Raw genomic sequence first — 12,748 nt, forward strand, 5'->3', positions numbered from 1 at the left:
AAGTGAGCATCGACAAGGGCGAACCCGTTCCGGGCGTGATGAGCCGCCGGGAGCGGCTGCGGACCGAGACGACCCGGGAGATCAAGGCCATCGCACTGCGGCAGATGGCGGAAGGAGGGCCCGGAGCGATCTCGCTGCGCGGCATCGCCCGCGAGATGGGGATGACCGCTCGCGCGATCTACAGTTACTTCCCCACCAGGGACGACCTGATCACGGCATTGATCAGCGGAATCGCCGCCTCGCTCGCGGAGGCGCTGGAAACGGCCAGCAATGCCGTGCCCGACACCGACCCCGGTGGCAGGCTGCTGGCATGGGGCCGGGCCCTGAGGGAGTGGGCGCTGGCTCATCCGGAGAGCTTCCGGCTCTTCTACGGCCACCCCGTCCCCGGCTACCAGCCCCCTGAGGGCGGACCGGTGGACCAGACGGCACGTCGCGTGTGCCGCGAGCTCACCCGCCTTGTGGCCGCCGCATGGCCCCAGGCTCGGCACCAGCAGCCTGAGGACACCTCCTGGTCCGACCTTCACCCGGACTACGTCGCGAAGATCCAGGAAGATCTCCCGGACGTGCCACCCGCCGCGGCAGCGCTCGCGCTGCGTGTCTGGGGCAGGATGCATGGCCTGGTGGCCCTGGAGATCGACGGCCACATCCACCCTGTCGCGGGCAACCCGGCCGCCCTGCACCGCGCCGAAATGCTCGACTTGGTCAGGTCACTGGGCCTGAGTTAGGCGCCGCCATGGGTACCGGGAACGCGAACCGGGGTTCCGCGCCGTTCATCCACATTCCGATGGCGAGGGCCGCCGTGGCCTCCACGTACACCGCGCGGGCCAGCCCGCCGCAGGGGATGGGTGTGCAGCCCATTGAGGTGATGAGCGCCGCGGTCCGGTCGAGGGCGCCCGGGTCGTCGCCGCAGTACGGGACGGCCAGTGGGGCGCCCTCGAACGTCGGATGCGGCAGGGTCCAGATGGAGTCGTGGCAGAGGTTGAACGCCTTGACCACATGGGCGCCCGGCGCGGCCTCCGCCATCCGCCGGGCGATGGAGGTCGTGCCGCCGGTGGACAGCGTCAGCCCGTCGTCGGTCGGCACGAGGGGGTTCGTGCAGTCGATCACCGTACGGCCGTCGAGGACGTCCGCGAACCCCTTGACCAACTCGGCCGCCGCCTCCGCCGGGACCGCCGCTAGGACGACCTCGCCGTACGCCGCCGCGTCGGCGAGCGTGCCGTGGCCGGTGGCGCCGATGCGCCCCGCCGTGGCCTCGGCCGCCACGTGGTCGCGCCCGCCGACGAGGACGTCGTGCCCGGCGCGGACCCACGCGCCGCCGAGTGTGGTGGCCATCCCGCCCGTGCCCAGAATGCCGATGCGCATGGTGCTCCCGTCTCAAGAAACCGTGGTGACGACGGGGACTTTAGGCAGGCCGACGCACACCGCACGGTGTGCGTCGGGCCGCTACTCCTTGACCGCCCCCGAGTTCGCCCCCTGCACGAAGTAGCGCTGGAAGCAAAAGAACAGCGCCGCCACCGGCACCGTCGCCAGCAGGGCCGCCGCCAGCTTGAGCGGGTACTGCGTACCGCCGCCGAGGCCGCCCGAGATGAACCGCGCGAGCCCGGTCGTCAGCGTCTCGTACTCGCCGGACTGGGTGGACACCAGGAAGTGCGTGAACTCGTTCCACGAGCTCTGGAAGGACAGGATCGTCAGGGTGAGCAGCGAGGGCCGGGCCATCGGCAGCACCACCGACCAGAAGGTCCGGAACACCCCGGCGCCGTCCACCCGCGCGGCCTCCTCGACCTCCCGGGGGATCGACTCGAAGAACTGCTTCATGATGAAGATGCCCGCCGCGTCCACCAGCAGCGGAACGATCATGCCGGTGTAGGTGTCGAACAGCCCGAAGGTGTTCAGCACCAGGAACTTGGGGATCAGCAGCGCCACCCCGGGCACCGCCATCACCGCGATGACGAAGCCGAACAGCAGCGAGCGGCCCCGGAAGCGCAGCCGCGCCAGCGCGTACCCCGCCATCGAGTCGAACAGCACCCGCCCGGCCGTGACCACGACCGCGATAAACGCCGAGTTGCCCAGCCAGCGCAGGAACGGCACCCCGTCCCCGGCCTGGCTCAGCCCGAACAGCCGCTGGTAGGCGGCGGTCGTCGGGGTGGTGGGCACCAGCCCGAGGGGGTGCGCCGCCGCGTCCGGGTCCGTCTTGAACCCGGTGATCAACTGGAGCGCGAACGGCAGCAGATACAGCAGCCCGAGCCCCACCACCAGCCCGTACCCCAGCACCCGCAGCGGCAGCGGGAACCGGCCGAGCACCGGGCGCCCCTGCGCCCGGGCGGCGGCCTTGGCGTTGGCCTTGACCCTGGCCTTGGCGTTGGCCTCCGTCTTGACCCTGGCTTCGGCGTTCATCGGTTCCTCCCAGCGCGCGGGCCACGCTCCCGCAGCGCCCAGCGCTGCAGCGCGGTGATGCACAGGATCAGCGCGAGCAGGATGAAGGCGATGGCCGCGCCCTGCCCGAAGTCGGAGCCGTCGAAGGCCGACGAGTACGACAGGAAGGCCGGCGTCAGCGTGGTGTTGCCCGGGGCGCCCTGGCCCATCACATACACCTGGTCGAAGACCTGCCAGGTGGAGATCGTGCCCAGGGTGAGGACGAGGAAGAACACCGGCCGCAGCGCGGGCAGCGTGACGTACCGCAGCATCTGGCGGCGGTTCACGCCCTCGATGGCGGCCGCCTCCTCCAGCTCACGCGGGATGTCCTGGAGCGCCGCGAGGAAGATCAGCATGAAGGTGCCCGAGGTCGTCCACACGGCGAGCAGGATGATCGTGCACATCGCGACGGACGGCCCGGACAGCCACTCGTACCAGGAAAGACCCATGAAGGAGTGGTCGGCCAGCGCACCCGTGGGGTGGTCGGGGTCGACGATCCCCAGGCCGCCGAGCAGCAGCGAGAGCACCCCGCGCGAATCGGCGAACCAGTTCGGTCCCTTCATCCCGATCCAGGACAGCAGCGTGTTGACGGCCCCGCTGCCCTGGAAGAGGAAGAGAAAGACGGTGGAGACCGCGATCGAGCTGGTGACGGACGGGAAGAAGAACGTGGTGCGCAGGGCGCCCCGCGCGCGCAGCAGCCGCTGGTTGACGATCAGCGCCAGTACGAGCGCGAGCCCGGTCTGCAGCGGCACGGTCAGCAGTACGTAGTAGGCGTTGTTGCGCAGCGAGGCCGCGAAGAGGGTGCGGTCGAGGCCGTCCTCGGTGAGCAGCCCCCGGTAGTTGTCCAGGCCGACGAACTTCGCCTGCCCGCTGAACGGGTTGGACTGACCGTCCCAGTCCAGCAGGGAGACCCACGCGGCCATCAGGATCGGCAGCACCAGGAACAGGCCGAGGATCAGCACCATGGGGCTGACGAACAGCCATCCCCAGGCGCCTTCTCCGCGGCGGCGCCCCGCGGACGGGGTGTTTGGGGTGCGGGGCGCCGCCTTGGGGCCGGACCCGCCGGGCGCGTCAGGTGCGCCCGGCGAGCCGGCCGTACGGGGGCCCTCGCCGATGGCCTCAGGGGCCGGGCGGGGGCCGGACGACGCGCCGCGAGGGGTGCGGCGCGCCGTACGCGGGGTGGTGCGGAAGGGCATAACGGCTCAGTTGCCCTTCGCGAGGGCCTGTTCGCCGTTGCGCTGGAGGTCGGCGAGGATCTTCTTCGGGTCGGTGGTGGGCAGCGACTGCAGTTCGGTGTTGAACTGGCTGAGCACCTTGTCGAATCCGGCGATGGTCACCGGGCCCTGTGCGTAGGCGTTCGCGTCGACCCAGGCCTTGGCGTCCGGCTCCTGCTTCGCGTACTCGGCGAGAGCGCTGGTGCGCGAGGGCATCACGCCGAAGCCCTCGGCGAACTTCAGCTGCTGCTCACCGGAGCTCAGGTACTTCACCAGGTCCACCGCCGCCGACTGGTGGGCGCTCTCGGCGGCCACGCCCCAGCAGTTGCTGAAGGCGAGCGTGCCCTTCCCGGCCGGTCCTGCGGGCAGCTCGACCACCTTGTACTTGACGTCCGGGTAGTCGAGCTTCATGGCACCGGTCAGCCAGTTGCCCTCGATGGTCATGGCGGCCTTGCCCTTGCCGAAGGCCTCGCCGCCCCAGCTGGTGTCGACCTGCTTGGCGTACTTCATCGAGCCGGACTTCAGCAGGGACTTCACAAAGCCGAGCCCTTCGGCGTTCTTCGCGCTGTCGGCGGTCATCTTCGTCTGCCCGGGGTCGGTGATCCACCCGCCCGACTGCTTCATGAAGACGCCGAGCCGCTGGTACTCGTCGCTGGTGACCAGGCCGGTGACCCCGTTCCCGGTCAGCTTGCCCGCGACCTTGCGCAGTTGCTCCCAGGAGGTCGGGTAGTCCTTCTCGGTCAGCCCGGCCTTCTTCCACAGGTCGGTATTGATGGCGAGGGCGAGGGTGGAGGTGTCCTTGGGCAGACACACCAGCTTGTCGTCGTAGGTGAAGGAGGAGCGCAGCTGCTCGGCGAAGTCGTCCGCGTCCTTGATCTTGTCGCCGTACGCGTAGAGGGAGCCGCCCTTGGCGTAGTTGGCGAACATGTCGGAGTTGACATAGAAGACGTCCGGCGGCTTGTGCCCGGCGAAGGACTGCGCGAGCTGCTGGTTCATGTCCTTGGCGGCCTCGACGGTCACCTTGTTGCCGGACTTCTTCTCGTACGCTGCCGCCGCCTCCTTGACCGCCTTGGTCTCGGCGTCGCCCGAGGTGGCTATGAGCACCTTCAGGTGCTGTTTGGCGCTGGTGTCCTGCTTCTTGTCCTTGTCGCCGCCGAAACTCGACGAGCATCCGGTGGCGGTGGCGGTCAGAAGCGCCGCGCAGGTGAGAAGGGCGGCGGCGGCCGTGCGGGGGACCATGATTCCTCCGTGGATTCGGGGTGGTACGTGCGGCTCGAGGGGGGTGGAGGAGAGGTGATGTCGGGGGCGCGGCGCGTTGGTGCGCGCCGACGTGTCAGGGCGTTGGCGTGTCGCGGTGCGTCGGTGTGTCAGGGGGTCGGCGCCGGCGCGCTGTCGCGGACGACGAGGGACGGCTCCAGCAGGACGCGCTCCGGTGCCGCGTCCTGGTTGGCCATCCGGGCCAGCAGCAGCCGTACGCACTCCCGGCCGACCGCCTCCAGCGGCTGGGCGACGGAGGACAGGGAGGGCGAGAGGATCCCGGCGGTCGGCGAGTCGTCGAAGCCGACCACCGCGACGTCCCGGCCCGGGGCGGCGCCCCGCTCGCGCAGCGCGTGGTAGCAGCCGAGCGCCAGCGTGTCGCTGGCCGCGACGACGGCCGTGGCACCCGCGTCCAGTAAGGGCTTCACGGCGATACGGGCCGCCTCGACGTCGCCCGCGCTCTCCGCGCGCCGTCCGCGCGTCGGCAGCTCGTGCCGGCGCATGGCCCGCTGCCAGCCCTCGGCTCGGTCGTCACCGACGCCGGAGCCGCGCGGCCAGCCCAGGAAGGCGATTTTGCGGTGTCCGAGGGCGACCAGGTGCTCCACGGCGGCGTCCGTGCCCGAGGCGCCGTCGACGTCGACCCAGTCGCCGATCTGCCGCCCCGACCACATCCGGCCGAAGCCGACGAACGGCACGCCCCGCTTGGCCAGCCACGCCTGGCGCGGGTCCTGGCGGGCGGTGTTGCTGAGCACGAAGCCGTCGACGTCGTGCTGGGCGAGCAGTTCGTCGTGCCCCTCCAGGCTCGGGCCGCCGGGCGGGCAGGAGAACAGCAGGATCCGGTAGCCGGCCTCGTCGGCCGCCTGGGAGAGGGCGTGCAGAAAGCGGTCCATGACCGGGGCGGTGTTGCCGCCCGGGGCGGGCTGGATGCCGTAGCCGATCAGCTTGCTGGAGCGGGTGCGCAGCGTCTGCGCGGCGCGGCTCGGGCGGTAGCCCATCTCGTCGATCGCCTGGCGGACCCGCTCCAGGGTCTCGGGGCGCAGCAGCTCCGGCGAGTTGATCGCGTTGGACACGGTCTGTGTGGAGACACCGGCCCGGCGGGCGACCATCGCGAGGGTCACCGGGCCGCCCTTGGTGCTGCCCTTGGCGCCGCCCTTGGTGCTGCCCTTGGGCGAGGAACTGCTGGTGGAGCGGGGCATACGGGTCTCCGGCCTACGAGTTGCAAGCCCAACCTGAAGGGCTTGATTTGAGCGTTCCAAAGGCATTGTCATCGCTCTGAAGAGGCCGTTAATGTCTTTTGAACGATCCAACGCTGAGAGGTTCTACTCTTTTGGACACCACTGTCAAGCCCCAGGAAACCAACGACTCGGTCACGGCAACCACTTCGGTGGCCGCCGACCTGCAGCCGTTCCTGCACGACGCGGTCGTCACGCTGTACGCGCCGAGCTTTGTGATCTCGCGCGCGGACGGGCAGCTCGGCGGGGATGCGGACGGCTTCTACCACGGGGACAGCAGGGCGCTGTCCCAGCTGACCGTCACGGCCGGGTCCATCGCCCTGGCCCCGGTCGGCGGCGGGCTCAGGGGGGCCGACCGGGCGGACTTCCGGTCGATCCTGCGGGGGCTCGGCGAGGTGACGCCCGACCCGGCGGTCACCCTCCTCCGGAGCCGGACCGTCGCTTCCGGGCGGTTGGAGGAGAACTTCGAGGTCACCAACGCGGGCACCCAGCGGGTCCGCTTCCGGCTGACGGTCACGGCGGCCACGGACCTCGCCCTGATGGAACGGGTCAAGTCGGGCCACGTCCTGGAGCCGGTACGGGCCGAGCGGGACAGTCACGGTCTGGCATGGTCCCGCGACGGGTTCTCCGTACGCCTGACCAGCGAGCCGGCGCCGGACGCGCTGGAGGTCTCAGAAACGGCGGAGGGCCGGTTCGCGTACGACATCGAGCTGGCCCCCGGCACCTCGTGGACCGCGACGCTGCGCTGCACGGCGGCGTACGCGGACGGCGACCAGTTCCCGGCGCCCCCGGCGGACGCCGTGCCGTGGCGCACCCCGGCCCTGCGCAGCGCGGACCACCGCTTCGACCAGTGGCTGGACCAGTCGGTCGCCGACGCGGACCGGCTGCGCCTGATGGACCCGCGGTCCGAGAAGGAGCGTACGGACGGTGTGGATCAGTTCCTGGCCGCCGGCGCCCCGTGGTTCCTGACCCTCTTCGGCCGCGACTCGCTGTGGGCCGCCCGGATGCTGCTGCCGCTCGGCACCGACCTCGCGGCCGGCACGCTGCGCACCCTCGCCCGCCGCCAGGGCGCGGCCGTCGACCCGGCGACGGAGGAACAGCCGGGCAAGATCCTGCACGAGGTGCGGCGCGCCGGCCAGGACTTCACGGACACCTTCTCGCTCCCGCCGGTGTACTACGGCACGGTGGACGCGACCCCCCTGTGGATCACCCTGCTCCACGACGCCTGGCGCTGGGGCCTGGCCCCGGCCGAGGTGGAACAGCTGCTGCCGCACGCCGAGTCGGCGCTCGGCTGGCTGCGCGACCAGGCGGAGGCGGGCGGCGACGGCTTCCTCAAGTACGTCGACCTGACCGGCCGTGGCCTGGCCAACCAGGGCTGGAAGGACTCCGGCGACGCCATCCGCCACCGCGACGGCCGGCTCGCCGAGCCGCCGATCGCGCTGTGCGAGGTGCAGGCGTACGCGTACGAGGCCGCGCGGGGCGGGGCGGCGCTGCTGCGCGCGTTCGGGCGGCCGGGCGCGGACGCCTGGGAGGAGTGGGCGGAAGGGCTCGCCGACCGGTTCCGTAAGCGCTTCTGGGTGGAGGACGCGCGGGGCCCGTACCCGGCGGTCGCGCTGGACCGCGACGGCCGGCCGGTGGACTCGGTCACCTCGGGCTTCGGCCACCTCCTCGGCACCGGCCTGCTGAACCAGGAGGAGAGCGCGGCGCTGGCCGCCCGGCTGGCGGGCCCTGACCTCGACTCGGGCCACGGCCTGCGCACGCTGAGCAGCGACTCGGTGGGCTTCAACCCGTACGGCTACCACATCGGTTCGATCTGGCCGCACGACACCGCGATCGCCGTGCACGGCCTGGTCAGGGCCGGTTTCCCGGACGCCGCGGCGTCGCTGGCGGCGGGTCTGCTGACGGCCTCGGCGGCCTTCGACGCCCGGCTGCCGGAGCTCTTCGCCGGCCACGGCGCCGACGCCGGCCCGCGCCCCGCCCCCTACCCGGCGTCCTGCCGCCCCCAGGCATGGGCGGCCGCCGCCTCGGTCCAGGTCCTCGCCTCGGCCCTCGGCCTGGACGCGGACGTCCCGGGCGGCACGGTCACGGTGGCCCCCACCTTCGCCCGGGCGTACGGCCCGCTGACGGTGACCGGGCTCCAGGTCGGCGGCGGGCGGCTGGACGTCACGCTGGCGGCGGACGGTGCGGTGAGCGTGACGGCGCCGGAGGGGCTGGAGGTGGTCACTGCCTCGGCCTGACGCAGCGGCCGATGCACACCGCGCGGTGTGCATCGGATCGGGCAGGATGCGCGTATGGAGAAGCCGAGCTGCCCGCGGGACGCCGAACACCCCGCCGACGCCGGGGAGGGTGGGGCCTACACCGCGGACTGCCATGCGCGCATCGCGTTCGAGGTGCTCGCGAACCGCTGGGACAGCGTCGTGGTCTACACGCTCGGCGCATGCGGCCCGATGCGGCCCCGGGCACTGGTCGCCCGGATCGGCGGCATCAGCCCCAAGGTCCTCAACGACGCGCTGCGGCGCCTGGAGTACAACGGCCTGATCGAGCGCCGTACGTACGCGGAGGCGCCGCCGCGCGTCGACTACGCGCTGACCGGGGCCGGAACCGCCCTGCTCGTCCCCATGCGGGCGATGGGCGCGTGGGCGAAGCGTCATGCGGACGATGTGCTGACCGCACAGGACCGGTTCGAGGCGCGGCGGCACGCATAACTCACGTGCCCGGGCCGGGCGTCGCCGGTACCGTACCGGGGCATGACAAAACGACTGTCATCGGAGGAGGTCCACGCGCTCCTCTACGAGCTGTGCGTCGACCTCGGTTTCTGCCTTCCACCGCACGACATACGGCGGCTGCGCGAAGCGCCGCCCGCGGACGTGGACAAGTTCACCGACGCCGTCTTCAAGGCGGAAGGGCTGGACCCGGGCGGCGAAGACGGGTGGCTGCGGCCTCGGGTGCGCGAGGTCGTCGAACGGCATATGCGGGGCAAGTGCCCCTGATTCTTGACGAGTTTTCATGGCGAGCCCTTTAAGCTCCCGGGGAGGACCGAGCTCCAACACAACAGAACACACGGGGGGCCGAGGTGGACGGAAGGATTCCACTGCCACACGACGTCAAGGACTCCACGGAGTTCGTGGCGGTGATGCGCCAGCTGCGCCAGTGGGCGGATCTGAGCTATCGCGACTTGGAACGCCGGGCCGGGGCGGCGGGGGACGTGCTGCCGCGCGCCACCCTCGCCGGGGCGCTGAACAGACAGGAGCTGCCCCGCGAGGAGTTGGTGGCGGCCTTCGTCCGGGCCTGCGGCGGTGACGAGGCCACAGTCGAGGCGTGGGTGGGGGTCCGCAAGCGCCTGGCCGTCGAGGTCGAGCAGGAGCCCACCGACGCCGAGGAGCCGTCACCGACGGTGGAGGCGGAGTCGGTGGCCGAGCATCCCGAGCCGGTGGCCGAGCATCACGAGCCCGTACCCCAAGATCCCGAGCCGCTGGCCGAGGATCCCGAACCCGTGGCCGAGAACCCGGAGCCCGTACCGGACACAGCACCGGACCGGGAGCCGGAGCCGGACCGGGAGCCGCAAAGCTCCCCCCGCACACCGCACCCCGAGACGCCAGAGGGGCCAGCGGGGTCAGAGGGACCAAAGCGGCCGAAGGGGCTGAAGGCGGCCGGGCGCCGCCTCCGGCGACCGGGCGTGATCATCGCCGCCACGGTCGCGATCGTGCTCCTGACCGCCGCGGCCACGGCGATTCTGCGCCCCGGCGACCGCCCCGACGAGCCGCGCGAGGGCAGCCGTACGGAAGCGCCGGCGGCCGCGACCCCCTCGGGCACACCGAGCCGCCCCTCGGACGGTGCCACTTCAAACGCCGCCGACGCCAAACCCGCCAAGGACGAACCGTCGGCCACCGAACCGCGGGAGGCCTCGTCGGCGCCCACGCCCACACCCACGAAGACGACGGCCCCCAAGAAGCCGAAGCCCTCGCGGAGTTCGCCGACGTCGCAGTGGACCCCGTACGACCCGCCCTCGCTCCCCGACGACCCGCCGCCCACGACGGACACCTCGCCGACGTCCGACGGTGGCGACCCCTTCCCGGAGGAGACCTGCTGGGACGCCACCAACGACTGCACGTGAGGCAGCTCAGGCTCAGTCGCTCAGCCCCTCAGGCTCAGCCCCTCAGGCTCAGTCCCTCAGCCGCACCTCGACCCGGCCGTCCTTCAGGACCTCGAGCACCACGTCGAAGTAGCTGTACGGATCCCCCTGCGAGTCGAGGACCCGCCCCAGGCTCCGCCGCGCGATCCGCGCGTCGTGCCAGACCAGCGTGAACGGCGTGGTGACCCCGAAGCCTCCGCCGAGGCAGTCGTCCAGGGCGTCGGCGTTGCAGCCGTAGTAGCCGCCGGGGCCGCGCATGGCCTCGCCGAGCGCGAGATAGAGGCCGGGCACATCCGTGATGTGCCGCCCGTCCAGCTCGTACACGCGCCCGGGCGGCGCGGCCGGAACGGACGGGGCACACCCTCGCTCGCGCACGCAGTCGAGCCAGAGCTCACGGTCGCGGGTCCCGTACCCGGCCCACTGGTTCGGGGCCGTCGGCGGACCGTCGTACCACCGCTGCCAGAAGGGGCGGGCCCGCGGGGGCGGCGGATCCCACAGGCCCTGAGTGAACGGTGCACACGCGCGCCGCTCGGCGCGGCGCTCAGCGTCCTGCTCCGCCCGCTCCGTCCGCTCCGTCCGCTCCGCCCGCCAGTTCGTCGGCGTAGCGCGCCAGCGAGCGGTTGTACATGGGCAGATGACGGGACAGAGCCGACAGGGCGAGGCCCACCGCCTCCCGTTCCCGCCCGGCGTCGACGAGCGCCAGCGCGAGGAACGCGGCGACGGCGTCGTCGAGTTCGTCGGATTCCGCTTCCCGTTCCGCGGTGAGCAGCGCGACGCCCTCCTCCGGCCGGCCGAGGTTGCGCACCGTGCTGGCCAGCTGGATCACCGCCTGGCGGCGCCGCGACCCGCCGAGTCCGGCGGCCAGGGCCTCGCGGTAGCGCGGGGCGGCCTCCGCCTCGCGGTCGGTGGCGTCGTACGCCGAGGCCAGCTCGAAGGACGCGACGGGGTCGCCGGCGGGGAGTTCGGCCGCCAGTGCCGTCATGGCCGCCAGGAAGTCGGCGGGGCCGTGGTCGTCGAAGGCGGTCCACAGGTCCGCGACCCGCCGTTCCCAATCCGATGCCGCAGTGTTCACCGGCGCAGCATCTCACCCCGGGCCGCGCCCAAGGTCACCGCCCGGGGCCACCCGTGTCAGCCGCCGAAGACCGCCGTCACCGGAGCGTGGTCGCTCCACCGCTTGTCGTAGCTCGCCGCCCGCTCCACCTGTGCCTTCACGGCCCGCTCGGCCAGCCCCGGCGTGCCGACGAGCAGGTCGATGCGCCACCCGGCGTCGTTGTCGAAGGCCCTCCCGCGGTACGACCACCACGAGTACGGCCCCTCGACGTCCGGGTGCAGCTTGCGCACCACGTCCACGTACGCCGCCTCGTCGTACACCCGGCTCAGCCATGCGCGCTCCTCCGGGAGGAACCCGGACTTCTTCCGGTTGGCCTTCCAGTTCTTGAGGTCCGGCTCCTGGTGCGCGATGTTCCAGTCGCCGCACACCAGCACCTCGCGCCCGCCGGCCGCGGCGCGCTCCCGCAGCTCCTTCAGATACGGCAGGAACTCGCCCATGAAGCGTTCCTTCTCCTCCTGCCGCTCCGTACCGACCTCCCCCGACGGCAGATACAGGCTGGCGACCGTCACCCCGGGCAGATCCACTTCCAGATAGCGGCCGCTGCCGTCGAACTCCGCGGACCCGAAGCCGACCCGTACGCCCTCCGGCTCGCGCCGCGTGTAGACGGCGACCCCGGCCCGGCCCTTGGTGTCTGCCGGGGCGTGCACGGTGTGCCAGCCGTCGGGCTCGCGGACCGGCGCGGTCAGCTCACCGGGCTCGGCGCGCACCTCTTGCAGGCACACCACGTCCGCGGCGGTGCCCGCGAGCCATGGCAGGAAGCCCTTCTTGGCTGCGGCGCGCAGCCCGTTTACATTCACGGTGGTCACGGTGAGCATTCCGGCACGATACGCCAGAAAAAACCGAGCGCACCGCCGATTCGCATGGAAGTACGATCCCTCGCATGAATATTCAGTCCGTCCCCTACGACCACCCCGACGCCGTCAAGCTCAACGACGAGGTGCAGGCCGAATACGTCGAGCGCTACGGCGACCCCGACCTGACCGTCATGGACCCGGCGCACTTCGAACCGCCCCGGGGGCGCTACCTGCTCGCCTACGACGCACAGGGCCGCCCGGTGGCCAGCGGCGGCTGGCGCAGCCAGGAGCACAGCGAGGAGGGCCACGTGGACGGCGACGCCGAGATCAAGCGGATGTTCGTGATCCGGGAGGCGCGGGGGCAGGGGCTGGCCCGCCGGATCCTGGCGGCGCTGGAGGACAGCGCCCGGGAGGCGGGGCGGCAGCGGATGGTGCTGGAGACGGGGACCGAGCAGCCGGAGGCCATGGCGCTCTACACCTCGTCCGGCTATGTGCCGATCACCAAGTTCGGGCTGTACCGCTTCGACGAGTTGAGCCGCTGCTACGGCAAGCCGCTGGTGTAGGCCGCGGCAGCGGGCTCGCGGCCGGGTGCTCGG

General features: G+C 71.9%; 14 protein-coding genes. 6 read left to right on the forward strand and 8 right to left on the reverse strand.

Going from position 1 to position 12,748, the window contains the following annotated elements:
• Window positions 1-2: 2 nt before the first annotated feature.
• Window positions 3-725 carry a TetR/AcrR family transcriptional regulator gene (locus tag ACWDSL_RS19320; RefSeq protein ID WP_450486873.1) on the forward strand — a complete coding sequence of 241 codons (723 nt, stop codon included), beginning with the start codon at window positions 3-5 and terminating at the stop codon, window positions 723-725.
• Here ACWDSL_RS19320 and ACWDSL_RS19325 read toward each other — a convergent pair.
• The 5 genes from ACWDSL_RS19325 to ACWDSL_RS19345 all read right to left on the reverse strand — a co-directional run bounded on the left by ACWDSL_RS19325 (window position 703) and on the right by ACWDSL_RS19345 (window position 6,079).
• Window positions 703-1,362, reverse strand: a complete 660-nt coding sequence (locus ACWDSL_RS19325; RefSeq protein WP_450486875.1) for an NADPH-dependent F420 reductase — start codon at window positions 1,360-1,362, stop codon at window positions 703-705. The two genes, ACWDSL_RS19320 and ACWDSL_RS19325, sit on opposite strands and share 23 nt — an antisense overlap.
• 81 nt (window positions 1,363-1,443) lie before the next feature.
• Window positions 1,444-2,394: a carbohydrate ABC transporter permease gene (locus tag ACWDSL_RS19330; RefSeq protein WP_450486877.1), complete on the reverse strand. Its 951-nt coding sequence runs from the start codon at window positions 2,392-2,394 to the stop codon at window positions 1,444-1,446.
• Complete coding sequence (locus ACWDSL_RS19335; RefSeq protein ID WP_450486945.1) at window positions 2,391-3,377, reverse strand: carbohydrate ABC transporter permease; 987 nt, start codon at window positions 3,375-3,377, stop codon at window positions 2,391-2,393. Before ACWDSL_RS19335 ends, ACWDSL_RS19330 begins: the two co-directional genes overlap by 4 nt.
• A 237-nt stretch (window positions 3,378-3,614) precedes the next feature.
• Window positions 3,615-4,865: a sugar ABC transporter substrate-binding protein gene (locus ACWDSL_RS19340; RefSeq protein WP_450486879.1), complete on the reverse strand. Its 1,251-nt coding sequence runs from the start codon at window positions 4,863-4,865 to the stop codon at window positions 3,615-3,617.
• 128 nt (window positions 4,866-4,993) lie between these two features.
• A complete protein-coding gene (locus ACWDSL_RS19345; protein ID WP_450486881.1) occupies window positions 4,994-6,079 on the reverse strand; it encodes a LacI family DNA-binding transcriptional regulator in 1,086 nt (361 codons plus the stop codon).
• 131 nt (window positions 6,080-6,210) lie between these two features.
• On the opposite strand from ACWDSL_RS19345, the gene ACWDSL_RS19350 reads away from it, so the two are divergent.
• From ACWDSL_RS19350 to ACWDSL_RS19365, 4 genes are all read left to right on the forward strand, one after another.
• Window positions 6,211-8,352: an amylo-alpha-1,6-glucosidase gene (locus ACWDSL_RS19350; RefSeq protein WP_450486883.1), complete on the forward strand. Its 2,142-nt coding sequence runs from the start codon at window positions 6,211-6,213 to the stop codon at window positions 8,350-8,352.
• 54 nt (window positions 8,353-8,406) lie between these two features.
• The gene (locus ACWDSL_RS19355; protein ID WP_450486885.1) at window positions 8,407-8,820 is read left to right on the forward strand and encodes a winged helix-turn-helix transcriptional regulator; all 414 of its coding nucleotides are present in this window, start codon (window positions 8,407-8,409) and stop codon (window positions 8,818-8,820) included.
• 42 nt (window positions 8,821-8,862) lie between these two features.
• A complete protein-coding gene (locus ACWDSL_RS19360) occupies window positions 8,863-9,105 on the forward strand; it encodes a hypothetical protein (RefSeq protein ID WP_450486887.1) in 243 nt (80 codons plus the stop codon).
• An 83-nt stretch (window positions 9,106-9,188) separates the two neighbouring features.
• Window positions 9,189-10,229, forward strand: a complete 1,041-nt coding sequence (locus tag ACWDSL_RS19365) for a helix-turn-helix domain-containing protein (protein ID WP_450486889.1) — start codon at window positions 9,189-9,191, stop codon at window positions 10,227-10,229.
• Between the two features lie 48 nt (window positions 10,230-10,277).
• Here the strand turns inward: ACWDSL_RS19365 and ACWDSL_RS19370 are convergent, their stop codons facing one another.
• The 3 genes from ACWDSL_RS19370 to ACWDSL_RS19380 all read right to left on the reverse strand — a co-directional run bounded on the left by ACWDSL_RS19370 (window position 10,278) and on the right by ACWDSL_RS19380 (window position 12,173).
• Window positions 10,278-10,622, reverse strand: a complete 345-nt coding sequence (locus tag ACWDSL_RS19370; RefSeq protein WP_450486891.1) for a barstar family protein — start codon at window positions 10,620-10,622, stop codon at window positions 10,278-10,280.
• Window positions 10,623-10,788: 166 nt separating this feature from the next.
• Complete coding sequence (locus tag ACWDSL_RS19375; protein WP_450486893.1) at window positions 10,789-11,319, reverse strand: tetratricopeptide repeat protein; 531 nt, start codon at window positions 11,317-11,319, stop codon at window positions 10,789-10,791.
• A 56-nt stretch (window positions 11,320-11,375) separates the two neighbouring features.
• A complete protein-coding gene (locus ACWDSL_RS19380; RefSeq protein ID WP_450486895.1) occupies window positions 11,376-12,173 on the reverse strand; it encodes an exodeoxyribonuclease III in 798 nt (265 codons plus the stop codon).
• Window positions 12,174-12,238: 65 nt separating this feature from the next.
• On the opposite strand from ACWDSL_RS19380, the gene ACWDSL_RS19385 reads away from it, so the two are divergent.
• Complete coding sequence (locus ACWDSL_RS19385) at window positions 12,239-12,715, forward strand: GNAT family N-acetyltransferase (protein ID WP_450486897.1); 477 nt, start codon at window positions 12,239-12,241, stop codon at window positions 12,713-12,715.
• Window positions 12,716-12,748: the final 33 nt, after the last annotated feature.

Source organism: Streptomyces sp. NPDC000941, assembly GCF_053599555.1.

Bases quoted from the DNA above. Each gene is read 5' to 3' on its own strand.
- ACWDSL_RS19335 (WP_450486945.1), bottom strand. From the start codon at position 3,377: ATGGTGCTGATCCTCGGCCTGTTCCTGGTGCTGCCGATCCTGATGGCC.
- ACWDSL_RS19330 (WP_450486877.1), bottom strand. From the start codon at position 2,394: ATGAACGCCGAAGCCAGGGTCAAGACGGAGGCCAACGCCAAGGCCAGG.
- ACWDSL_RS19380 (WP_450486895.1), bottom strand. From the start codon at position 12,173: ATGCTCACCGTGACCACCGTGAATGTAAACGGGCTGCGCGCCGCAGCC.
- ACWDSL_RS19385 (WP_450486897.1), top strand. From the start codon at position 12,239: ATGAATATTCAGTCCGTCCCCTACGACCACCCCGACGCCGTCAAGCTC.
- ACWDSL_RS19345 (WP_450486881.1), bottom strand. From the start codon at position 6,079: ATGCCCCGCTCCACCAGCAGTTCCTCGCCCAAGGGCAGCACCAAGGGC.
- ACWDSL_RS19360 (WP_450486887.1), top strand. From the start codon at position 8,863: ATGACAAAACGACTGTCATCGGAGGAGGTCCACGCGCTCCTCTACGAG.
- ACWDSL_RS19325 (WP_450486875.1), bottom strand. From the start codon at position 1,362: ATGCGCATCGGCATTCTGGGCACGGGCGGGATGGCCACCACACTCGGC.
- ACWDSL_RS19355 (WP_450486885.1), top strand. From the start codon at position 8,407: ATGGAGAAGCCGAGCTGCCCGCGGGACGCCGAACACCCCGCCGACGCC.
- ACWDSL_RS19340 (WP_450486879.1), bottom strand. From the start codon at position 4,865: ATGGTCCCCCGCACGGCCGCCGCCGCCCTTCTCACCTGCGCGGCGCTT.